Source organism: Macrococcus capreoli, assembly GCF_025628935.1.
Taxonomy (GTDB): domain Bacteria; phylum Bacillota; class Bacilli; order Staphylococcales; family Staphylococcaceae; genus Macrococcoides; species Macrococcoides capreoli.
Genome location: NZ_JAOTIS010000002.1, coordinates 176,934 through 200,603, shown reverse-complemented (window position 1 = coordinate 200,603; position 23,670 = coordinate 176,934). Strand labels below are relative to the sequence as shown.

Below are 23,670 nucleotides of genomic sequence, written 5' to 3'. Positions count from 1 at the left end.
GCGTATAATAGCAAGTGACAGATTGTTGAAAAGAGGTGAGAGGAATTGGAACAACAGGTGATGCAATCACAACCAATTAACCATTTAAAAGGTGTCGGTCCGAAAACGCTGGAACATTTACACACATTAAATATAACAGATATTGAAAGTCTGCTTTTATATTTACCTTATCGCTATAATGATGAAACGATTGTAAATATTCACGATGCGACAGACGGTGAAAAAATTACAGTAGCAGGAGAAATATATTCACAGGCAACTGTTGCTCACTTCGGTCGCAACAAGTCTAAAGTATCATTTCATATCATGGTTGATAATGTTGCCGTGCGCGTTGAATATTTTAATCAACTGTATATCAAGCCTCAAATTATCGTCGGTGAACAAGTGAAAATAACTGGCAAATGGATAAGAGGTAAACAAATTATTCAAGGTACTGGCTTTAAGAAAATGAATGAAACGGCGCAAAATGGAGATTTAGTACCACAGTATAGTTTAAAAGGGCTGATTAAACGCGCAACATTTCAGAAAATCATACATAATGCATTACTTGAAGCTGATTTACCGCCATTTTTACCTGTAGACTTGCAACGAAAATATAAGTTGTGGGACTTTAAAGAAGCGATTGCTGAACTTCACTTTCCATCATCTCATGAGCGACTGGCACAGGCGAAACGTACATTTGCCTTTTGTGAATTATTGCTTTTTCAACTCAAAATGCGCATGTTACATTTAAAGGAACATCAATCGCAAATGAGTGGTATTCCGTATCAAATTCAGGATGTTAAAGCATTCATTGCTACATTACCCTTTGAATTGACAAATGCACAAAAGAACGTTGTCAATGAAATATTTCGCGATTTAAAAGCGCCAGTTCGCATGAATCGGTTACTCCAAGGTGACGTTGGTTCTGGCAAGACAGTCGTTGCCGCAATTGCTATGTATGCATTAAAGACGTGTCACATGCAAAGTGCATTAATGGTGCCGACAGAAATATTAGCAGAACAGCACGCTGAAAGTTTAAGCGCTCTTTATGGTGATGATGTGAATGTCGCATTACTGACTTCCTCTGTTACGGGTAAACGTCGCGCAATCATTCTTGAACAACTCGCAATTGGTGAAATCGACGTAATCGTCGGTACACATGCTTTAATCAGTGACCTTGTCACATTTAAACAGTTAGGTCTGGTTATAACGGATGAACAACATCGCTTCGGTGTAAATCAACGTAAACTATTACGTGAAAAAGGTGAAAATGCGAATGTCTTATTTATGACTGCAACGCCAATTCCAAGAACACTTGCCATATCAGTATTCGGTCAGCTTGATGTTTCAACGATTAAACAAATGCCGAAAGGTCGAAAGCCGATCATAACTGAGTGGGCGAAACATGAAGCAATTGATGCAGTTTACGAAAAGACAAAACAAGAGATTACAAAGGGAAGACAAGTTTATGTTATTTGTCCTCTAATAGAAGCTTCAGAACATTTAGATGTGAAGAATGCAACGGAAATATTTGAATCGTATCAATCGAAGTTTGGTCGTGACCGTGTTGGTTTATTACATGGTAAAATGAAAGCTGATGAAAAAGATGAAATCATGCAGCAATTTGCCAGTCATACGATAGATATTCTTGTTTCAACAACAGTTGTAGAGGTCGGTGTCAATGTTCCGAATGCGACGATGATGATTATATATGATGCCGATCGATTCGGTTTATCAACATTACATCAATTACGAGGACGTGTTGGTAGAAGTCATTACCAAAGTTATTGTATACTAGTAGGTAATCCTGAAACTGAAACAGGCATCGAACGTTTACAAATTATGACACAAACGACCGATGGATTTCTGCTCAGTGAGAAAGATTTAGAAATGCGAGGTCCAGGTGATTTTTTTGGCGTAAAGCAAAGTGGGTTACCGGATTTTAAAGTTGCAAATATTGTCGAAGATTATAGGATGTTAGAAGTGGCACGTGATGAAGCGAGTGCATTGATATTAAATGGGTCGATTAATCGTCCTGAGTTGTCATTTTTGAAAGATCGTCTGACTTATGAAATCAATGCACAAGAAATTGATTAAGGAGAATAATATGAGAATTATATTAAGAGTACTGGGTGTGTTATGTATCATTGCTGCACTCGTTATGTTTTTCTGGCAAAATATCCGTGAATATTATACTGATATCGTGAACGAAAAAATTATCGCGGCGTATGAGAAAAATGAAGATCAGCCGAAAGTGAATCAGTTAGAGAAATGGATTACAAAAACTGAGCCGGAAAAACTAAAGCTTAAAGATAATATGTTAGGCTATTTAAAAGTCCCGGCTGCAAAAATTAATGAACCTTTACTTAAAGGACCGGCGACACAGCTCAATTTAAAAAATGGTGTATCATTAGTTGAAGAAGGCGAAAAACTTTCTGAGCAAAACGTTGCAATCGCAGGCCACCGCGTCGAAGGTGCAGGGATTCGATTTAACTATTTGGACCGTGCTAAAGTAGGAGATACTGTTATACTGCAGTCGAAAGATGGCGAGAAGAAATATCGTATATATAAAATATTTAATGTGAAACCGACACAAGTCGGCGTATTAGATGAAAAGAAAAACGCCATTCAGGAATTGACTTTAATTACTTGTGATAATTACGATCCACAACGTATGTTGTTTAGTGAGCGCATGATCTTTAAAGCAAAGTTATATGAAGAGAATGGTAAGCCTGTGAAAGATAATAATAATGAGCAGGTGAAAGACAAAGCTGCATAATCATAATGTTGCTTAATGTTATTTGAATTAAAGGATATGTATAACCGATGCACAGCAAATGTGTGTCGGTTTTTTCATTTATCAGTTGCAGTTGAATGATATTATATGTTATATTTACTAGTACTAAGACCAACTACTAAAAAGGATTTGAGTAGATGAAGAAATTAAATAAAAAAGAACGTCAGGCGCTATTAAATCAACGTTTAAACGATGACCCCTTTTTAACAGATGAGGATTTAAGTCGTGATTTAAATGTGAGCATTCAGACTATTCGTCTTGACCGATTAGAACAAAATATCCCTGAATTAAGAGAACGTATTAAAGATGTTGCGGTCAAGCAACGCGATGAGGTGCGCGCATTACCACTCGATGAGATTATTGGTGAAGTCATTGATTTACAGTTAGACCACTCTGCGATTTCACTTTTAGATATTAAAGATGAGCATGTATTTTATCGTAATAAGATTGCGCGTGGTCATTATCTATTTGCGCAGGCAAATTCATTATGTGTTGCTGTGATCAATGATGAACTTGCTTTAACGACGAAAAGTGAAGTGCAGTTTAAGAAACCTGTTAAGTTAGGTGACCGTGTCGTTACAAAAGCAACAGTATTATCAAAGAAACATAAGCGCGCCAAGATAGAAGTCGTAAGTACGGTGAAACAAACAGTTGTGTTTACAGGACTATTTGAAATGTACTATACAAGTGAGGGAGATACGAATGATTAAAATTGCTGTAGATTTAATGGGTGGCGACAATGCACCGCAAATTGTGTTAGATGCGATTGAAATGTTTTTGAAAGAATTTGATGATGTCGAAGTGCATGGCTATGGCTTACCTGAGTATAACACCATTCAGCATGACCGTTTTAAATTCTTTGCTTGCACTGAGCAAATTACGATGGAGGATGAACCAGTGCGTTCAGTACGCCGTAAAAAAGATGCTTCAATGGTACGTGCAGCAGAAGCGGTCAAATTAAAAACAGCAGATGCGTGTGTTTCAGCTGGGAATACGGGTGCTCTTATGTCAGCTGGATTGTTTATCGTCGGTCGCATTAAAGGGATTGAACGTCCTGCCCTTGCTATGACTTTGCCAACGATAGATAATAAAGGCTTTATGTTACTTGATATGGGTGCTAATGCTGATGCGAAACCGGAACATTTAGTTCAATATGCAAAGATGGCCAATGTATACGCAAAAGCTAATCGTAAAATTAGCAACCCAACGATAGGATTAGCGAATATCGGTACGGAGGATAAAAAAGGAAATGCGTTAACGAAAGAAACGTTTGCCTTATTACAAGCAGAAACTTCACTTAACTTTATCGGTAATGTTGAACCGAAAACGTTATTAAATAGTACAGCAGATATTGTGGTGACCGACGGCTTTACAGGGAACATCATTTTGAAGACGTTAGAAGGTACAGCAGCGAATATTTTTAAAATGTTAAAAGCAACATTAACGAGCAGCACTAAAAATAAATTGGCAACGGCACTTATTAAGAACGATCTTGCAAAACTAAAAGGCAAAATGGATTACTCAGAATATGGTGGTGCCGTATTATTTGGGGTGAATGGACTTGTGATTAAAGCGCACGGTTCAAGTGATAAAGTTGCGTTCTATAATGCGCTGCGCCAGGCACGCATTGCGATTGAAGAAGATGTCGTAAATACTTTAACGAAAGAGGTAGGAACAGTTGACTAAAGCACTCATGTTTCCGGGGCAAGGGTCGCAAATGCAAGGCATGGCCATGGATATTTATCAGGATGCAGCGGGTCAAAGCCTATTGAATGATTTAAATGCAGCACTTGATACGGATATTATTGCCGTAATGAATAGTGGTGACAAATTAGCTGAAACTGAAAATACACAACCCGCAATATTAATGCACAGTATTGCAGCGTTAAAGCTTGCTGGATTACAAGCGGAGTATGTCGTAGGTCATAGCTTAGGAGAATATGCAGCGCTCGTTGCAGCTGAAGTGCTCTCACCAATCGATGCTGTCCGTATCGTCCGTAAACGTGGTCAATTAATGCAATCTGCATTTCCGCCTGGCGTCGGCTCAATGGCAGCAGTGATGGGTACTGATCGTCAAGTTGTAGAACAAGCATGTAAAGTATTATCGAATGACACTGAAATACTGGACATTGCGAACATCAACTGTCCGGGTCAGATTGTCGTTGCGGGACACAAAACATTAATCGATCAATTAATTACTTCGAAATCTGAATTTGAAATTAAAAAAATCATTCCGTTAAATGTTACGGGTCCATTTCATTCAAGTTTAATGAAGATTATCGAAACGGAATTCAAAGCATATCTTGATACGATTGCATTTAACGATGCAACGATTCCGGTCATTCAAAACGTTAATGCTTTACCAGTGACAAATAAAGATGAAATAAGAGCGAATTTAATCAAGCAACTCTATGCTCCAGTAGAATTTACAGCATCGATTGACTATTTAATCGCACAAGGGGTTGACCACTTTATAGAAGTAGGTCCCGGCAAAGTGTTATCGGGATTAGTGAAAAAGATAAATCGGAATGTAAAGATTGAACAAGTCGGTAGTATGGAACAAATAAATGAGGTGAAAGCATGTCAGTAGCAATTGTTACAGGAAGTTCTAGAGGGATAGGTGAAGCAACTGCATTGAAACTTGCACAGGACGGTTTTGATATCGTTGTCAATTATTCCGGATCAGTCGATAAAGCGAATGAAGTGGTTGCTAAAGTTGAATCAATCGGAAGGCGTGCTATTGCTGTTCAAGCGAATGTGAGTGATTTAGAAGCAGTAAAGGCAATGGTACAAACGACGATTGACACATTTGGATCAGTTGATGTTGTCGTAAATAATGCAGGTATTACACGTGATAATTTAACGATGCGTATGAAACCAGAGGAATTTGATGACGTCATAGCAACGAACTTAAAAGGCGTATTTAATGTAGTCCAAACCGTATCGCGTCATATGTTAAAGCAGCGTGCGGGTGTCATTATAAATATGAGTAGTGTCGTAGGATCTCTTGGAAATGCAGGTCAGGCGAATTACGTTGCAAGCAAAGCGGGCGTAGAAGGATTAACAAAGACATTTGCACGTGAGTTTGCAAGTAGAGGAATACGCGTAAATGCTGTTGCACCAGGATTTATTGTGAGTGATATGACCGATAAGTTATCAGAAGATATTGTCCAAGCGATGAAAGGTCAAATCCCGTTAGGCACACTTGGAGACGTCAATGATATTGCTGAAGCTGTTAGTTTCTTGGCTAGCAATAAAGCAAAATATATTACTGGTCAAACATTACACGTTAATGGTGGCATGTTCATGAACTAAACTGTAAAATTAAATGGAACATTGTAAGGAGGTGAAACACATGGAAAACTTCGACAAAGTAAAAGAAATTATCGTTGACCGTTTAGGCGTTGATGCTGATAAAGTTACTGCTGATGCTTCATTTAAAGATGATTTAGGTGCTGATTCTTTAGATATCGCTGAATTAGTAATGGAATTAGAAGATCAATTCGGTATGGAAATCCCTGATGAAGAAGCAGAAAAAATCAACACTGTTGGTGATGCAGTGAAATATATCGAATCATTAGAAAAATAATGTATAATCCCTTATGTTGATGACCTTATTGGTGTTCAATATAAGGGTTTTATTTTGATTTGTTGATTTATTGCTTTTTTTTAACTGTTACATAACGTAAAATAAAAGAGTATTTATTTTTTTCGAGGAGGTAAGATATGAACCGAAGATTAGCGATGATAGAACAGTTCCAAACGAAGATGCAACAAACATTTGAACAACTTAATATTACACCGCGCGATATCACAATTTATACACAAGCATTTTCGCATTCAAGCTTTATCAATGATTTCAAGCTGAGTAAAGTAAATGATAATGAACGGCTGGAATTTTTAGGTGATGCGGTGTTAGAATTGATGGTCTCACAATATTTGTACAAACAATATACAGATTTGCCTGAAGGTAAATTGACGAAATTACGTGCAGCGATTGTATGTGAACCTTCACTTGTGACATTTGCGAAGCAGTTAGGGTTTGATGGTTTAATATTACTGGGTAAAGGCGAAGAGAAAACAGGCGGCAGAACGCGTCCGTCATTAATTGCCGATGTATTTGAAGCGTTTGTTGGTGCGTTATATTTAGATTTAGGATATGATGCGACATTGCAATTTTTTAATACGTTTATCTTTCCGAATATTACAGAAGATTTAATGGAAGGGATATTAGATCATAAAACGTATTTACAGGAATATATTCATAAACATAAAAATGTACAGGTAACGTATGACCTTGTAAGCGAAGAAGGGCCAGCACATTTCAAAACGTTTACGTCTGAAGTGTGTATCGGACAAGAGAAATTAGGTCGAGGAACAGGCAGAACGAAGAAAGAATCAGAGCAACGCGCAGCACAGGCCGCGTTAGCATTGTTAATGGCAGGGGAATAATATGGTTTATTTAAAGCAAGTTTCAGCTTACGGATTTAAATCATTTGCTGACAAGACAATAGTGCATTTTGATGCAGGTGTGACAGCAATTGTAGGTCCAAATGGTTCAGGAAAGAGTAATATTACAGATGCGATAAAATGGGTGCTCGGTGAGCAATCAGCTAAAAGTTTACGCGGTGCAAAAATGGAAGATGTCATTTTTTCAGGTGCTCAAGATCGTAAACCACAAAACTATGCAGAAGTTACGTTGACAATGGATAACCGTGAACGACTATTAAACATAGACGCAGATACCGTTGAAGTAACACGCAAACTTTATCGTAATGGTGATAGTGAATATTTATTAAATAAACAAAAAAGCAGATTGAAAGATGTAACGGAATTATTTTTAGACAGTGGATTAGGTCGCGATGCCTTTAGTATGATATCGCAAGGAAAAGTCGATCAAGTATTGAATGCAAAGCCGGAAGAACGCCGTCAATTAATCGAAGAAGCGGCAGGCGTATTAAAATATAAAAAGCGTAAAAAAGAAACTGAATCCAAACTTGAAGATACGAATCATAATTTAACGCGTGTGCATGATATTATTTATGATTTAAAGGATCGCGTTGAACCTTTAAAAATGGAAGCAAGTATTGCTGAAGAATATTTAGCGCTTTCTGAAGAAATGAAAGATGCGGATATTCAAGTGACGATTGCTGATATTGAAACGACACAATCAGATTATCAGCGCTGTCAAAAGGAAATAGAAGAATTTACAGGATTGATCCAGTTCAAACAAGAAAAAAGCGAGCGTATTAATGAAAAATTAGCACAAAACAAAAATGCGCGAAAAACGGTACAAGACGATGTACAACAATTACAACAGACATTATTAACGACAACAGAACAAATTGAACGTAATATCGGGCAAGTGAATGTCCTGAAAGAGCGCTTGTTAAATCATAGCGAAACGTCAGTTAAACGCTCTGAACGTGTAGAAAAGTATCAGGCGCAATTCAACAAAGAATTTGAACGAAAAACGGAGATAGAACATCATATACAATTATTAATCTCTGAAAAAAAATCGCTGGATCAGCAACTGAAATCACAACAAAGAGAATTAGTTGATCTCGATACAGATATAGAAACTTTAATCGATGAGACAAGAAGTGCGTATTATGATAAATTAAGCGAACAGACTGCACTTTCAAATGATATTAAATTATTTGAAAAAGAAGTAATGCAATTTAAGCAGAAGCAAGTGAAGCATGAAGGAATGAACGAACACGTTACGCGAGATTTTGAAGCGATTCAGCAAACAATACGTACTTTAATTAAGGCAATCGACGAAAAATCTATCACACTGGATCAATTGCGCGATCAATACAAAGCACATATAGCTTCTGTTGAAACGAGTAAATCCCAATATAATGCAGTATTTGATCAATATACGCAAGCACGCCATTATATTGAAGATTTAGAACGTAAAAAAGAGCGTTTGACGTTAATGCAGGAAGAATACCAAGGTTATTATCAAGGTGTTCGCATGCTATTAAAGAATAAACATCTATTAAATGGTATCCATTCAACTGTGTTAGATGTGATTACGATTAACATGCAATATAACGATGCACTTGATAGTGCGTTAAGTGCAAGTTTGCAACATATTATCGTAGATGACGAGCAGGCAGGTCGTCAGGCGATTCAATTTTTACGAGATAAGAAATTAGGTCGAGCAACATTTTTACCATTATCCGTAATGCAACCGAGAAGTTTATCACGTGATATATACCAAACGGCACAATCGATGCCTGGATTTATTAATACATTAAATCAACTTATTCAAACAGATGTTCAATATCAAGCGATTATCGACAATCTTTCAGGGACGATTATCGTTTGTGAAACGTTAAAACAAGCCAATGCAATCGCGAAAGCAATCGGCTATAAAGCACGCATCGTTACATTAGAAGGGGATATTGTGAATCCTGGTGGCTCAATGTCAGGGGGTAGTAAGAATAAACCGACACAAGCGTTAACGGCGAGAAATGAACTACAACAAGTAACGACGAAACTTGAAACGTTTATGGCATCCACAGCACAATTGAAAGAACAAGTTGATATATGCTCAATGCAGATAACGACTGAAGAAATGCAGGCAAGTGAAGCGAGAAGTGCCGGAGAAGCATTGCGTGATGAATTACATCAGTTAAAGTTATCTTTAGAAGAAGCGACAGCGAAGGAACGTCGATTAAAAGTCATGCATGAAGAAGTTGAATCATTCATAGAGGAATCGCAATATATCGAGAAGCGTGAGCAAATGATACAAGATTATCAACAAAAGATTCAATCCATTGAAGTAGAGCTTGATCAATTAAATCAACGAATCGAGAGCTTTAATGCCAGTGCCAATGATAAAAAAGCATTAGAGAAAAGTTTAACCGAAGCAATCAGTCAGACACAACATCAGCTGGCCGTCTTATCGACGAATATTACGCACCAAAAAGATCGTCTGAAAGAGCGTAACGAACAATTAGAAAGCATTCAAATAGAAATTGATTTATTAAACAACGACGCAGCTCAAATAGATGTTGCTGCAGTTGAACAGGAAATACGACAGAAAGAACAATTATTCAAGACATTGTCAGAAGACAAAGCGCAACTGGAATTACGTATCCAACAAGGTGAGCATGATTTAACAGACTTGAACAAGACAATCGATGCCATGGATCAGGAGTATAATGAGTTATTACGTCAAATCAATGGGATTGAAAATGGTATTGGTGAACTGAAAGGTAAACATTCAAGATTAAATGTGCTATTAGAAAACTTAATGAACCATTTAAGTGAACAATATCAAATGACATTTGAGGCAGCAAAAGATTATGTTTGGGAAACACTTGCTGTGTCTGATGTATTCAAAACGGATTTAGAATATTTAAGAAAGCGTGTGCGATTAACCAAAATTTCAATTGATGAATTAGGACCTGTCAATTTAAATGCAATTGAACAATATAAAGTTGTTGGTGATCGTTATGAATTCCTAACGAATCAAGAAGCGGATTTATTAGAAGCGAAAGCAAATCTGGAATCAATAATAAAAGATATGGACGCGATGGTCAGCGAACGTTTTATGGAGACATTTGAAACGGTATCACATGCCTTTCAAAATATCTTTAAACAGTTATTTGGTGGTGGTACTGGATTATTACAATTGACGTCTGATGACGTATTAACAGCAGGTATTGATATTTATGTCGAACCTCCAGGTAAACGCCGACAAAATTTAAGTTTACTTTCAGGCGGAGAACGTGCTTTAACGGCAATCGTATTATTGTTTGCGATACTACAGGCAAGAAGTGCACCATTCGTTATTCTGGATGAAGTTGAAGCGGCGCTTGATGAAGCCAATGTAAATCGCTTTGCTGATTTCTTAAATACATTGACGAAAGACACACAATTTATCGTTATTACGCATCGCAAAGGTACGATGGAACGTAGTGATCGCTTATATGGTGTAACGATGCAAAATGCGGGTATTACACAACTGGTGAGTGTCAATTTAAAAGATTTAGATGATAAAAAACTGAAGGAGCTGACGAAGTAATGAGTTTTTTCAAGAAACTTAAAGATAGATTTGTCTCAAAAGAAGAACCGAAAACTGTACATGAGGAATTACAACCGTTAGATGACGTCGGTACACAGGATATTGATCCGCAAAGCGACAGTCAGACAAAGACGTATGAACATAAACCTGTTGATGTGTTCGAACAACCGAAATCAAAGCCTCAACAAGAACAAAAGAAACAATCAAACGGCTGGGAATTTGATTTTGAAGATGATGATTTAATTTCTATTGAAGAATTTGAAGCGTGGGAATCACAACAACTTGGGGCGAAATTCCGTGAAGGATTAGAAAAATCACGTGAGAACTTCCAGAATAAACTGAATGATTTACTGGCGATGTATCGCACAGTGGATGAAGATTTCTTTGAAGCATTAGAGGAAATGTTAATTCAAGCCGATGTCGGTTTCAATACGGTAATGGATTTAGTAGAATCGTTACGTATGGAAGCGAAACGCCGCAATATTACTGAAACGTCGGACTTACGTGAAGTCATCGTAGAGAAGATTGTTGAAATTTATGAACAGGAAGACGAAGAACTTCAAAAAATGAATATTCAGGAAGGTGAATTAACAGTCATCTTAATGGTAGGCGTAAACGGTGTTGGTAAGACGACAACAATTGGAAAACTTGCCCATCGTTATAAAGCGCAAGGTAAACAAGTGATGCTTGCAGCAGGTGATACATTCCGTGCTGGTGCCATCGAACAGTTACAAGTTTGGGGTGACCGTGTAGGTGTGGAAGTGATTAAACAAAAAGAAGGTTCTGATCCTGCAGCAGTTATGTATGATGCGGTCAATGCCGCGAAAAATCGTGGTGCAGATATATTAATTTGTGATACGGCAGGTCGCCTGCAAAATAAAGCAAACTTAATGACAGAGTTAGAAAAAGTAAAGAAAGTATTAGCGAAAGCAGTATCTGGTGCACCACATGAAGTATTACTTGCATTAGATGCGACGACAGGACAAAATGCTTTAGTACAAGCGAAAGCATTTAAAGAAGTAACAGATGTTTCAGGCATCGTATTAACGAAATTAGATGGTACAGCTAAAGGTGGTATAGTGTTAGCCATTCGTAATGAGCTACACATTCCTGTTAAATTTGTAGGACTTGGTGAGAAGTTAGATGACCTGCAACCATTTGATGCTGAAAGTTATGTGTACGGATTATTTGCAGATATGATTGAGCAATCTACAGATGAAGAAAATAAAGCAGCTGAAGTGTTGAAGGAAGCAGCAGATGAGTAGTGACTTAATGAAAACGATGCGTATGAATTATCTGTTTGATTTTTATCAGTCATTGCTTACAGATAAACAAAGAAATTACTTAGAGCGCTATTATTTACTGGACGAATCATTGTCAGAAATTGCAGAGACATTTCAAGTGTCACGTCAGGCAGTTTATGATAATATTAGACGTACTGACGAATTATTAGAAGAATATGAGTCAAAACTTGGCTTATTTAAAAAGTTTGAAAGTCGTCAACAGTTATTAGATGAATTAAGTGACGCGTTGCATAAAGACGTCAATAATATGGAACAAATAGAACATTTAATAGAACAACTTAAGAAAATAGAATAAAAAAGATTAAGGGGGTCATTGTATGGCTTTTGAAGGATTATCAGATCGACTCCAGGCAACCATGCAGAAGATTAAAGGTAAAGGGAAAGTAACTGAAGCGGATATTAAAGTAATGATGCGTGAAGTTCGTTTAGCATTACTGGAAGCCGACGTTAACTTTAAAGTAGTGAAACAATTTGTTGCGACAGTTTCAGAACGTGCATTAGGTTCAGATGTTATGAGTTCATTAACACCAGGACAGCAAGTTATTAAGATCGTTCAAGATGAATTAACAACATTAATGGGCGGAGAGAACACGCAAATTAATATGAGTAAGAAACCACCAACTGTCGTGATGATGGTCGGATTGCAAGGGGCAGGTAAAACGACAACTGCAGGTAAGTTAGCGTTATTAATGAGAAAGAAATTTAATAAGAAGCCATTACTTGTAGCATGTGATATCTACAGACCTGCTGCGATTCAGCAATTGCAAACAGTCGGTAAACAAATCGGAATTCCAGTGTTTACTTTAGGTGATCAAGTGTCGCCTGCAGAAATTACAGAAAAAGCATTAGCGTATGCGAAAGAAGAACACTTAGACTTTGTGATTATCGATACAGCAGGTCGACTGCATATCGATGAGAAATTAATGCAAGAGTTAGTGGACGTGAAAGAAGTAGCGAAACCTGACGAAATTATGTTAGTCGTTGACTCTATGACAGGGCAAGATGCAGTAAATGTTGCAGAGAGCTTTGACGTACAATTAGATGTGACAGGGGTAACGCTTACAAAGTTAGACGGAGACACACGTGGTGGTGCGGCACTATCAATTAGAAGTGTAACGCAAAAACCAATAAAATTCGTCGGTATGAGTGAGAAGATGGACGGATTAGAACCATTCCATCCAGAACGTATGGCATCTCGTATTTTAGGTATGGGTGATGTATTAAGTTTAATTGAAAAAGCACAGGCGCAAGTAGATGAATCGAAAGCAAAAGAATTAGAACAGAAAATGAGAACATCATCGTTTACATTTGATGATTTCTTAGATCAATTAGAACAAGTGAAGGCACTTGGACCGCTTGATGACTTGCTTAAGATGATTCCTGGAGCAAGTAAGATGAAGCAAGTGAATCAATTGAATATGAATCCGAAGCAAATTGATCATATTCAAGCAATTATTCGCAGTATGACGAAAGAAGAGCGTGAGAATCCGGCAATTATTAACGTGAGCCGTAAAAAACGTATTGCCAAAGGATCTGGCCGTAGTTTGTCAGAAGTGAATAAACTGATTAAACAGTTTGAGGAAATGAAGAAAATGATGAAACAGTTTAGTGGTATGAAAAAAGGTAAAAAAGGTAAAAATCCATTTGCCGGTATGAATTTACCGTTTTAATTAAGGATATTTTCTATAAGGTACACGGCAGTATTTAAACAATACAGCCGTGTACTTATTTTATAGTAGTACAATATGAACAACTTCAAATCAAATCAAATCATATCATTAAAAAAAATATAACTTGTAAAGAAAAAAAGCTTTACAAAGAATTTAACCTCTGTTATTATTAATTCTTGTAGAAAAGAAATGAAATGGAGAGATTTAATTATGGCAGTAAAAATTCGTTTAACTCGTATGGGTTCAAAAAGAAACCCATTCTATCGTATCGTAGTAGCAGACGCTCGTGCACCTCGTGACGGACGTATCATCGAAGCTATCGGAACTTACAATCCAGTTGCTAAACCAGCAGCTGAAATCAAAGTAAATGAAGAATTAGCTTTAAAATGGTTAGCAGATGGTGCAAAACCAACTGACACAGTACGTAACATTTTATCACAACAAGGTATCATGGAAAAATTCCATAACCAAAAAATCGCGAAGTAATCACGATGGAAGAATTATTGCAAACGATTATTGAACCACTCGTTGATCATCCAGAGGATATCAAGATCAAGAGAGAAGAGCATGCTTCCAGCATTACGTATCATTTAGCGTTACATGCTGAAGATATCGGTAAAGTCATTGGTAAGCATGGTCGTATTGCCAAAGCAATTCGTACTGTTGTTTCAGGATCTAATAACGAGAAAATCAAGAAAGTGTTTGTAGAAATTGATTAAGAGTGCCATTTTTGGTACTCTTTTTTTATGAGTGGAGGGAATAAATAATGAATGTTAACGTTGGTAAAATTGTAAATATGCATGGTGTTAAAGGAGAAGTTAAAATATTGTCAGCTTCAGATTTTGCTGAAGAACGCTTCCATCCGGGGAAAACATTATTAATACCGTTTAAAGATGAAACTGTATCGCTTGTCATCAAATCTTATCGTGTACATAAAAACTTTCATATGGTTGCTTTTGAAGGCATTCATAATATTAATGAAGTAGAACAATACAAAGGTTTAGATGTATACCAGGATGTCGATACAGCATCGTTACCTCTAGAAGAAAATGAATATTATTATAGTGATATTATTGGGTGTGAAGTCTTTAATGAAGGCGAATCTATCGGTAAAGTAACTGAAATCTTTGAAACAGGTGCCAACGATGTATGGGTAGTCAAAGGTGAGAAAGAAAATTTAATTCCTTATATTGAAGATGTCGTAAAAGAAATTGATATTGACAATAAAAAAATTACGATTGAAGCGATGGAAGGTTTATTATCGTGAGAATCGATTACTTAACACTCTTTCCAGAAATGTTTGATGTACTCAATCATTCTATTATTAAACGATCACAAGATAAAGGCATTGTCGAGATTAATACTGTGAACTTCAGAGAATATGCTAACAATAAGCATCATCAAGTTGATGACTATCCTTATGGCGGTGGTCAAGGCATGGTATTAAAGCCAGAGCCAGTATTTAACGCAATGGATAGTCTTGAAATGACGAAAGACACACGTGTTATACTGATGTGCCCGCAAGGTAAGCGATTTGATCAGGCGAAAGCTGAGGAATTAGCACACGCTGAGCATCTTGTGTTTATTTGTGGTCATTATGAAGGTTATGATGAAAGAATTCGCACAGAATTAGTTACGGATGAAATTTCACTCGGTGACTTCGTACTTACGGGTGGGGAATATGCTGCGATTACGATGACAGATGCCATTGTTCGCCTGATTCCAGATGTATTAGGGAATGAAGTATCTCACGAAGATGATTCATTCTCAAGTGGTTTGCTGGAACATCCTCAGTATACGCGACCTGCTGAGTACAGAGGTTTGAAAGTACCTGATGTGCTCATGAGTGGGAATCATAAATTAATTGATGAGTGGAGACATACTGAATCATTGAAAAGAACGTTTGAACGTCGTCCGGATTTACTTGAAACGTATCCGCTGACAGAGCAGGATTTAAAAATATTATCACAGTTTCAATCAAAACAATAATTTAATATTGACTTGTATAATGTAACCCTGTATAATAAATCAAGTGTGAAAAACACATAAATCACTATGATCCGCTGAGCAAAGACTTAAGAACATAGGCAGAAGGAGAAGAATATTATGTCAAATAACGTATTAATCGATGCAATTACTAAAGACCAATTGCGCACAGATTTACCATCATTCCGTCCTGGTGATACTTTAAAAGTTCACGTACGTATCGTTGAGGGTTCTCGCGAACGTATCCAGGTATTCGAAGGTGTTGTTATCAAGCGTCGTGGTGGCGGAATTTCTGAAACTTTCACGGTTCGTAAGATCTCTTACGGTGTTGGTGTTGAACGTACATTCCCTGTACACACTCCAAAAATCGAGAAAATTGAAGTATTACGTCGTGGTAAAGTACGTCGTGCGAAACTTTATTACTTACGTAGCCTTCGTGGTAAAGCTGCTCGTATTAAAGAAATTCGTTAATAGAAGCTTTAAGGTGCATCGTTCAGATGCACAAATGAAAAGGGTAGGACAATTTGTCCTACCCTTTTTATATTTGACTAGAATATGTTGAGCGTTAGCTTGTGTGTCTAATCACTTATTTTTTCAATATCAATATATCATTGGATGAAAGATTGTTTTCCTTATAACCTGCTTGTATATATTGCTTTATCAGTTGCGTTTGCTCCGTTTGTTGATTTAGCATTTCTCGTGGTACAACGACATAATCGATGGATGTATCCACTTTCTTCTCATGGTGATAATCAAGATCATATAGAGCTTGTGCAGAAGCAAGTTGCGTTGTATAAAACCCGTAAGCAAGAATACGTTTATCTTTCGGAATTTGATTGAGTGTATCTTTCTTAGCCTGGAAGTAGTCCGTATGTGTTAAATACGATTGTATACCATAGGTTGCCGGTATATAAAACGTCATCATGATTGCAGTTGACATGATACATGCACTAAAGATCAGACGTTGCATCAATACATTAGCACTTTTACGACCATGCTGTAGAAATGACTGAATCGAAAGGACAGTCATAAATAATAACAGCGCACTACTACCATAATGATACTGAAATCCGAAATCAACTTGATATTGAAAGTCGCTTAATAAATTGATAACAAGCATCGGTAACAATAATACATAATTGATGAGATGTTTCTGTAATATCGGTAAAAATGCAAATGCCGCAAGAAGTGTTACAATGTATTTTACTTTACTAAATGTAAATATTGCACTAAAGAAGTATGTGGGGTTCGTCACAATATTGATCACCACATCTTTTAAACCTGTTTGTCCAGGCATCATGAAATTGGTAAAACGTGTTGTCATTGAACCATCACCAAATGTATTTAAATAATATAAGCATACGCTAAAATGAATGATTGGTACGATGACTTGTGAGAACAAAATAAACAATTTGCGCTTCGGCGTATTTCGTTCAATCGTTTGAAATATAAAGTAAAGTCCTATCGCAACGATATAAATCATAATATCTTCTTTAATCATCAAAATAATACATAAAATCAATAGCAGACGTAATCGCCATTGCTTTAAATTTGCTACGATAAGCCATAACAGCATTGGCGTCAGAAAGCAATTTTCATGTAATCCGTACAAATGTGAACTTGTAAATGTAGGTGCTACGATAAACAGTATTAATAATAATCGTCGTAACAAGTTAGGTGTTTCATAGTGTTTAAGGATCAAGTAGAACGGAATGAATCCACTCATTGTAACGAGCACCTGTACAACTTCTAACGTCTCTGGTCTTGGTACGAGCATGTAAAATGGCAACATGAAATAAAAAATAGGAGAGATATGCACATGAAAATGCGACATCCAGTGATCACGTTCTAATGAACTCATTGGTCCTAAACCATGACGCATACTCTCAAACATTTGTGTGAATAAACCTTTATCATAAGTTGCAAATCCCATCATTAATTCTTTACCGACCATAACAATTATCGTAAAGACTGTCATACAAACGAATATGACAGGTACGATAATCTTTAAGCTGTTTGTCATAGTGTTATTCAGTTGATATTGTGATTGATTAAGTGCAATAGATAGTGCGATATATGCGATAACACAATAGATGCCAATCAATAAGCCTTTTTGTAATGCGAAATCTTTATCCGTTAATACATAATGAAACTTTTGAAGTGCTTCCGAATTCATCGATTGTATGGACAATGTTTTAATAAGGAGTATACCAAAACAAACGATATACAAATACGCGACTTGGCGATGTTGACGATATAAATGTGTACCGACCATAATCGTTATAAGCATAAATCCAAGTACGATGGTTGGACTTGGTGCACGTAAAGCCGCACTGATAATATAGAGACCGATGCACCATCCCATGACATCTAACGGTACAATAGCATACATTTTAGAAAGGTATAATATTGATGCTGCTAATAACAATACACTACCAATAACAATTATGAGATGGAAAGGTCTTGAAAGCTTAAAGAATAAATAATCGTTACTGATAAAAAACTGATAAAAGAATGCGTAAATTGCATACCCTCCAAGTAAAGCATAGTTGCAATTCAATAATAAATCTGACCTAAATGTTTCTTTATGTCGTTCCACAGTTTCACCTCCATGTACACGCTTAAATTAACTTATCTTTTAACTGCAAATCTTCCTGATCGAATTGTATATGAGACTTGTTTATCGGCATAATCTTTCGGCGATACACAACACGTGTAAATAATACAGCAAGGATGATGCTGATGATGGCAATACATTGCATTAGATGAAAATACGGTGGTGTATATCGAAGTATGATTGTTTTTGCATGTTCACTAACCGGTATAGCCGTCATTAAATAATTACCTTCTTGTACTTCACTTTTTTGACCATCTACTGTTGCGGTCATGCCTTTTAAATAAGGAATTGGTAATACTGCGTAGCCTTTTTTATGTGGTCCGAGCTGTATCGTCATTGTGTCATTATTTTTCATAAACTGATGTTTATTTTTTTCTTGTGCTGCAGCTTTTAGAGTGTGATAATCTTCTCCATATATACTATTTAATTTGTAAGTGTATTCACCTGGTTTAAGCTTTAATTCAAGGAGTTCATTCGCTTTAACTTTCAACGTAATGGTAGGGTTAAATCGACGATAGTCATCATCTAATGGCTTTCTGGATTGATAAATTTCATTCAACCATACATAGTGATAATCTTTATATGTTTTAGATTCAATACTGATGGAAACATATAAATCTTCATATTGTTTTATGATAGATTTTGGAAGATGGATGCGTGATCCGCCATTTTCTTTCGTTACAACTAATTTATCTTGTGTTAACGCTGCATCCTGATACGTTATCGTAGCCTTACTTAATAAATTCTCAGCGGGTTGAATGGATTGCGTTCCTTTTCCATCCAGTACAACACCATTTAGCATGGCGTGTTCTCTATCAATCGGTGTTGTGAGTTCAGACGCATTATAGACTTGATCTGTTACGCGAACAAAAGGTAATGTGTACTGGTTTTTAAATATGTCATATTGCTTTTTACTATTAGGTTCGTGATAACTTTTCTCAAGTTGCATGCCAAAAGGTAAGGTTGTTACTGGCGGAATACGTATCGTCGTATTGACGTTGAATAAACTATATAAATTTGTACGCTCGCCTAAACTATAATAAATTGAATTACTGTCTGTCGGCATTGTGATATTTAATTCTTGATCGTAAAACTTTAAAATGTCCTGATCAAATATCGAAGCATACAATTTTGTGCCGTTAAATTGTTGATACATTGGTGTATTATGTGTGCTTGATGTTTGCCATTCAATGCGGTCTGATGTCGGAATATTTTGTTTAATATCATGAATCATTGTGCGCTGCGTTTCGGAATTATAGCGATCGGAATTTAAAAAGTTTATATCATGTTCTTTTGCCGGATGTAACGTATCCATTTGTTCAGTAACATAATCATGGACGAAAAATAAATTCATCATGATGATCATCAGATGCATCGTAATGAAGAACTTTTGTTGATGTGTACGAATATAAATTAAGATTAAAATACAAATGATAGGGATAAAGATAAGCCAGATTAACAATTTTTCATGTCCATACATAGACACCGGATAAATAATGCAAATAGGAATCAATGAAATAAGTAAAGATTTCACATCGATTTGTTTTAAATGATTTAAGTAATGTGCAATTAAAACTGCTGATGAAAAGACTAATAAATACGTCCATCGACGTTGGTCAATTGAAAAGCCATTGAAGAAACTATCGAATAGTGGACTTAATGAACCGACCATAAATAATATCGTGATCGTTGCAAATAAGCGATACATATAGTGGTGATAAAGTTTAAAGGTCATTAAAGCTATGACGGTAATGAAACAAATGACAACATAATAACCATCGTAAAATATATTATAAAAGCCAACCATATCAATGAATGGTTTAATATGAAGTGGCGGTATCGTTCGATCATTCATCAAATAACTTGAAATACCTGTAAAGATACCGACTGCAGCGATACCGAGTGCTATTATCGCACCGATTGCTGCTAAAGTTATTTTTTGAATTCGATTCACACAATCCGTTTGTTTCGGATATGCGACACGATAAATAAAATAACATAAGACAAAAATGAATTCATAATAACTAAAATAAAAGTTTGAATGTAATGTAAGTGCCAGCGCGATTATGAATAATCCGATTTTTCTTTCATGAAAAAATCGTTCTAATCCGAGAATTGTAAGGGGTAGCCATAGCATGACATCACTAAAGAAACTCCATGTAAAGGTAAAGAAAAAATAAACAGTAGACCAGCCGTATAAGAATGCGCTGGTCATACTTGAAAAACGATTGATATTGATATAACGAAGTAATTTGTATGTTGCAATGATGATGAGTGTAAGCTTTATGATTGAAATAACAAATTGATTGTTTGCCCAGAATACAGGGTCAGTTGTATTCAATGGTAAAAATAAATCACCAATCCAAACGATAAAGAAATTTAAATAAGCGAGGGGGGCAGTTGAATAATAGTAAGATAAACTTCTAAAAAAGTCGCCACCCAGTCCAAAATCCATATCATAAAAAAAGTGGAAATGTGTAAACTTATTGTACAAGTACATTTGAAACGGTATCATTTGTGCAATACCATCACCTTTACCCGTAAATAATGTACCGTTCTTGATTAAACGATAAATAACGAAGCTATGCGCTAAAAGTGATAATAAACTTGCAACACTAATTAATTTCAATGTTGATTTCATCTTCATGGACTGGAATACTTTAAACATGCGTTTCAATCCTTTCTTTTCGAGTCGCACGTATATAAATAAAGGAAATAATGATTCCAAGTAGCGATATGCATACCATTAAATAGAAATACGGAGGTATATATTTAAATTCAACTGTTTTAGTATCTTTTGCTACTTTTACAGCACTCATTAAATAATTGGCACGTTCTACTTTGACATCTTTACCATCAACTTTTGCATACATACCATCACGATACGTAATCGGCACAACTAAATATCCGTTTTGTGAATGATCGAGTTTTACCGTCATTTTATTACCTTTATCGATAAATTGATAATCATGATTTTTTTGAACGTTATTCAAAGACGTATAATCTTCTCCGTAAATTCCTTTTACTGTTAATTTATACGTTCCGGCAGTTAAGCCAATTAGAATTTTACCGTTATCTGGTGATTTGACACGATACATTAAATCATCTTGATGCGTTCGATATTTACTTGTCTGGAACAGTCGATTATTCGCATAATTATTAATATTAATTTGATGATTTGTCACAGGGGATTGCAACTGTACATACATTTCCACATAAAAGTCTTTATATTTTTGTTGCAGATGTTTCGGTATTTCAATAATCAGTCCGCCGCTCGGGGGATTGACTTTTAAACTTATATTTTGATTTAGCCACTGTGCACCTGATGGAATGACTTTCATTTCAGACAATAAGTTCGTTGATGGCTGCAACGAGAAAGTCGATGGCATAGTGTCGGAAACAAAACCTTCAAGCATGGCGTGTTCACGGTCAATCGGTGTTGTTAAATCGTTACTATTTGTAATGCGATTCGTAATACGCGCAAACGGCACCATTTTAGTATTTTCATAAATTTTATATTTACCGTTATTCCCGATAAGTTTAAAGTTTTCGGGGATATCAGTCTGGTAATCTTTACGCACTAAATATTTTACATTCATAAGCGATTCTAAATTACTACGCGAATTAAATGTTGAATAGCGAGATAATGATTCTTCCTTAATATTAATTTTTAATTGTTTGTAGTAGAAATCAGTAAGAGAACCATCAAAAATACTTGAATAAAGCGATACACCATTGAAGTTCTGGTACATCGGTGTATTATCCTGTTCCAGCACGCGCCAGTCAATTCGCTCACCTGGCTTTAATTTTTTCTTTAATTCCGAAACAATTTGTCGTTGAAGTGGGGAATCATAAACACTCGATTCGATATAACTTAATTTTGCACGTTTATCAATACCAGGATTATAATTGTCTAGTTTGTTGTGCACGCGAACGGTATCCCAATTGAATGCAATAATCAATACGATTAGTCCGTAATAAAAGTATTGTTTTGTTTTGTTGTTGTGTACGATAAGCACGCATAATCCAACGATGGCAATCATCGGGATGAACCAAACCCATGTAACTGCTTTATGAATATAATAATGACTCATAAAGACAATCACAAAACCTGGAATAAGTGAATATAAATAGTTCTGGATTGAAATTTCTTTAAATTTCATGATATAAAAACCAATCAATCCGCTCGTAAAGAATGTAATTAAATAATGCCATCGCTTTTGTGGTGCACTAAAGCCATTAAAAATGGAGTCGATAAATGGTGTAAAGCTCAGCAACATCAAAGCAATCGACATCAATGCGAAAAAGCGATAAAAATAATGATGATAGAACTTAAACGTTAATAATGCTTGTAACGTGATAAATAAAACAATCAATAAATAATTATCATAAAAGATATTTGCATTTTGATCGAATGGATCAAATAAAGGTATTTTTTGCGTGTATGGTACGCGGTCATTTTGAATGAAACTTTTTGCACCATAGAAGAAAGCGAATGCACTAATCATTACACCAAGTACGGCCATTATTAAAAAGTGAAACCATTGTTTTAATCGTGGGACTGTATCATACTCACTTCTGAATCCATTTCTTAATAGGAAATAAACAACACCGAATAATACTTGGTAATAGGCGAAATAAAAATTATTAATAAAAATACACGCCGTAGCAATAATAAAAATACCTTTCTTTTCATTTTGAATATAGCGTTCAATACCGAGTAATAATAATGGTAAGAAAATAAAAACATCACTGAAAAATGACCAGTATAATGTAAATCTAAAATAAATCGCTGAAGTTAAAAATAAATAGCTTGAAAGCATCGCACTTATGGGATTCATTTTAATTTTTCTGAAATAATAATAACTCGCAACAATGCCTGCTGTAGACTTAGCAACGGAAATAAAAAATGCATTTTTTGCCCAGAATGTAACCGTATCTACATGGAAATTGAAAAAGAAATCTAAAAAACGGATCGCAATCATATTAATAAAAAATATAATAGAAGTTGAGTAATAGTAGGCGAGATCTGTATAGAAATCGCCGCCTAATCCAAAATCTAAATTATAGAAAAACTTTCCCGAAATGAATTTATGATATAGGTATAGTTGCATTGGCAACATTTGTTCTAAACCATCATTTGGACCTGTAAAAATAGTACCGTCTTTAAAAAATCGATAAATATAAAAACTATGCCCTATTACTGCTAATAAAAATGCGATACTCGTTATTATAAGTGGTTGTTTAAGTTGTTGGAAGTTGAGACGTTTCAC

20 protein-coding genes are annotated in these 23,670 nt (G+C 35.9%); 17 read left to right on the top strand and 3 right to left on the bottom strand.

Going from position 1 to position 23,670, the window contains the following annotated elements:
* The first annotated feature begins 60 nt into the window (after positions 1–60).
* The 17 genes from recG to rplS all read left to right on the top strand — a co-directional run bounded on the left by recG (position 61) and on the right by rplS (position 16,251).
* Positions 61–2,079 (top strand): ATP-dependent DNA helicase RecG, encoded by a 2,019-nt coding sequence (gene recG / locus OCL94_RS02700; protein WP_262994372.1) that lies wholly within the window; start codon positions 61–63, stop codon positions 2,077–2,079.
* A gap of 10 nt (positions 2,080–2,089) precedes the next feature.
* Positions 2,090–2,761 carry a class A sortase gene (locus OCL94_RS02695; RefSeq protein WP_262994294.1) on the top strand — a complete coding sequence of 224 codons (672 nt, stop codon included), beginning with the start codon at positions 2,090–2,092 and terminating at the stop codon, positions 2,759–2,761.
* A gap of 155 nt (positions 2,762–2,916) precedes the next feature.
* Entirely contained in the window at positions 2,917–3,489 is a 573-nt protein-coding gene (gene fapR / locus OCL94_RS02690; protein ID WP_262994291.1) for a transcription factor FapR, read from the top strand.
* Positions 3,482–4,465: a phosphate acyltransferase PlsX gene (plsX, locus tag OCL94_RS02685; protein WP_262994289.1), complete on the top strand. Its 984-nt coding sequence runs from the start codon at positions 3,482–3,484 to the stop codon at positions 4,463–4,465. Before fapR ends, plsX begins: the two co-directional genes overlap by 8 nt.
* Positions 4,466–4,472: 7 nt before the next feature.
* Entirely contained in the window at positions 4,473–5,369 is an 897-nt protein-coding gene (gene fabD / locus OCL94_RS02680) for an ACP S-malonyltransferase (protein WP_411268466.1), read from the top strand.
* Positions 5,360–6,094 carry a 3-oxoacyl-[acyl-carrier-protein] reductase gene (gene fabG, locus OCL94_RS02675; RefSeq protein ID WP_262994285.1) on the top strand — a complete coding sequence of 245 codons (735 nt, stop codon included), beginning with the start codon at positions 5,360–5,362 and terminating at the stop codon, positions 6,092–6,094. Before fabD ends, fabG begins: the two co-directional genes overlap by 10 nt.
* Before the next feature lie 40 nt (positions 6,095–6,134).
* Complete coding sequence (locus tag OCL94_RS02670) at positions 6,135–6,368, top strand: acyl carrier protein (RefSeq protein WP_262994283.1); 234 nt, start codon at positions 6,135–6,137, stop codon at positions 6,366–6,368.
* A gap of 137 nt (positions 6,369–6,505) precedes the next feature.
* Positions 6,506–7,231 (top strand): ribonuclease III, encoded by a 726-nt coding sequence (rnc, locus tag OCL94_RS02665; RefSeq protein WP_262994281.1) that lies wholly within the window; start codon positions 6,506–6,508, stop codon positions 7,229–7,231.
* Between the two features lies 1 nt (position 7,232).
* Positions 7,233–10,820 carry a chromosome segregation protein SMC gene (gene smc / locus OCL94_RS02660; RefSeq protein WP_262994278.1) on the top strand — a complete coding sequence of 1,196 codons (3,588 nt, stop codon included), beginning with the start codon at positions 7,233–7,235 and terminating at the stop codon, positions 10,818–10,820.
* The gene (ftsY, locus tag OCL94_RS02655; protein ID WP_262994276.1) at positions 10,820–12,085 is read left to right on the top strand and encodes a signal recognition particle-docking protein FtsY; all 1,266 of its coding nucleotides are present in this window, start codon (positions 10,820–10,822) and stop codon (positions 12,083–12,085) included. Before smc ends, ftsY begins: the two co-directional genes overlap by 1 nt.
* Positions 12,078–12,419, top strand: coding sequence for a putative DNA-binding protein (locus tag OCL94_RS02650; RefSeq protein ID WP_262994275.1), 342 nt, complete (start codon positions 12,078–12,080; stop codon positions 12,417–12,419). The genes ftsY and OCL94_RS02650 overlap by 8 nt, the downstream gene beginning before the upstream one ends.
* Positions 12,420–12,441: 22 nt before the next feature.
* A complete protein-coding gene (gene ffh, locus OCL94_RS02645; RefSeq protein ID WP_262994272.1) occupies positions 12,442–13,794 on the top strand; it encodes a signal recognition particle protein in 1,353 nt (450 codons plus the stop codon).
* A 210-nt stretch (positions 13,795–14,004) separates the two neighbouring features.
* The gene (gene rpsP, locus OCL94_RS02640) at positions 14,005–14,280 is read left to right on the top strand and encodes a 30S ribosomal protein S16 (RefSeq protein WP_233680993.1); all 276 of its coding nucleotides are present in this window, start codon (positions 14,005–14,007) and stop codon (positions 14,278–14,280) included.
* 5 nt (positions 14,281–14,285) lie between these two features.
* Entirely contained in the window at positions 14,286–14,513 is a 228-nt protein-coding gene (locus tag OCL94_RS02635) for a KH domain-containing protein (RefSeq protein WP_262994268.1), read from the top strand.
* Between the two features lie 47 nt (positions 14,514–14,560).
* The gene (rimM, locus tag OCL94_RS02630; protein ID WP_262994266.1) at positions 14,561–15,061 is read left to right on the top strand and encodes a ribosome maturation factor RimM; all 501 of its coding nucleotides are present in this window, start codon (positions 14,561–14,563) and stop codon (positions 15,059–15,061) included.
* Positions 15,058–15,783, top strand: coding sequence for a tRNA (guanosine(37)-N1)-methyltransferase TrmD (trmD, locus tag OCL94_RS02625; protein WP_262994264.1), 726 nt, complete (start codon positions 15,058–15,060; stop codon positions 15,781–15,783). Before rimM ends, trmD begins: the two co-directional genes overlap by 4 nt.
* A gap of 117 nt (positions 15,784–15,900) precedes the next feature.
* Positions 15,901–16,251 (top strand): 50S ribosomal protein L19, encoded by a 351-nt coding sequence (gene rplS, locus OCL94_RS02620; protein ID WP_096076732.1) that lies wholly within the window; start codon positions 15,901–15,903, stop codon positions 16,249–16,251.
* A 115-nt stretch (positions 16,252–16,366) separates the two neighbouring features.
* Here the strand turns inward: rplS and OCL94_RS02615 are convergent, their stop codons facing one another.
* The 3 genes from OCL94_RS02615 to OCL94_RS02605 are packed head-to-tail and all read right to left on the bottom strand — an operon-like array spanning position 16,367 to position 23,670.
* Positions 16,367–18,379, bottom strand: a complete 2,013-nt coding sequence (locus OCL94_RS02615; RefSeq protein ID WP_262994261.1) for a DUF2079 domain-containing protein — start codon at positions 18,377–18,379, stop codon at positions 16,367–16,369.
* 22 nt (positions 18,380–18,401) lie between these two features.
* Positions 18,402–21,065, bottom strand: coding sequence for a YfhO family protein (locus OCL94_RS02610; RefSeq protein ID WP_262994259.1), 2,664 nt, complete (start codon positions 21,063–21,065; stop codon positions 18,402–18,404).
* Complete coding sequence (locus OCL94_RS02605; RefSeq protein WP_262994257.1) at positions 21,058–23,670, bottom strand: YfhO family protein; 2,613 nt, start codon at positions 23,668–23,670, stop codon at positions 21,058–21,060. The genes OCL94_RS02610 and OCL94_RS02605 overlap by 8 nt, the downstream gene beginning before the upstream one ends.

Excerpts from the sequence above, each read along its gene's own strand:
- recG (WP_262994372.1), top strand. The coding sequence starts at position 61 with ATGCAATCACAACCAATTAACCATTTAAAAGGTGTCGGTCCGAAAACG.
- OCL94_RS02695 (WP_262994294.1), top strand. The coding sequence starts at position 2,090 with ATGAGAATTATATTAAGAGTACTGGGTGTGTTATGTATCATTGCTGCA.
- fapR (WP_262994291.1), top strand. The coding sequence starts at position 2,917 with ATGAAGAAATTAAATAAAAAAGAACGTCAGGCGCTATTAAATCAACGT.
- plsX (WP_262994289.1), top strand. The coding sequence starts at position 3,482 with ATGATTAAAATTGCTGTAGATTTAATGGGTGGCGACAATGCACCGCAA.
- fabD (WP_411268466.1), top strand. The coding sequence starts at position 4,473 with ATGTTTCCGGGGCAAGGGTCGCAAATGCAAGGCATGGCCATGGATATT.
- fabG (WP_262994285.1), top strand. The coding sequence starts at position 5,360 with ATGTCAGTAGCAATTGTTACAGGAAGTTCTAGAGGGATAGGTGAAGCA.
- OCL94_RS02670 (WP_262994283.1), top strand. The coding sequence starts at position 6,135 with ATGGAAAACTTCGACAAAGTAAAAGAAATTATCGTTGACCGTTTAGGC.
- rnc (WP_262994281.1), top strand. The coding sequence starts at position 6,506 with ATGAACCGAAGATTAGCGATGATAGAACAGTTCCAAACGAAGATGCAA.
- smc (WP_262994278.1), top strand. The coding sequence starts at position 7,233 with ATGGTTTATTTAAAGCAAGTTTCAGCTTACGGATTTAAATCATTTGCT.
- ftsY (WP_262994276.1), top strand. The coding sequence starts at position 10,820 with ATGAGTTTTTTCAAGAAACTTAAAGATAGATTTGTCTCAAAAGAAGAA.
- OCL94_RS02650 (WP_262994275.1), top strand. The coding sequence starts at position 12,078 with ATGAGTAGTGACTTAATGAAAACGATGCGTATGAATTATCTGTTTGAT.
- ffh (WP_262994272.1), top strand. The coding sequence starts at position 12,442 with ATGGCTTTTGAAGGATTATCAGATCGACTCCAGGCAACCATGCAGAAG.
- rpsP (WP_233680993.1), top strand. The coding sequence starts at position 14,005 with ATGGCAGTAAAAATTCGTTTAACTCGTATGGGTTCAAAAAGAAACCCA.
- OCL94_RS02635 (WP_262994268.1), top strand. The coding sequence starts at position 14,286 with ATGGAAGAATTATTGCAAACGATTATTGAACCACTCGTTGATCATCCA.
- rimM (WP_262994266.1), top strand. The coding sequence starts at position 14,561 with ATGAATGTTAACGTTGGTAAAATTGTAAATATGCATGGTGTTAAAGGA.
- rplS (WP_096076732.1), top strand. The coding sequence starts at position 15,901 with ATGTCAAATAACGTATTAATCGATGCAATTACTAAAGACCAATTGCGC.
- OCL94_RS02610 (WP_262994259.1), bottom strand. The coding sequence starts at position 21,065 with ATGTTTAAAGTATTCCAGTCCATGAAGATGAAATCAACATTGAAATTA.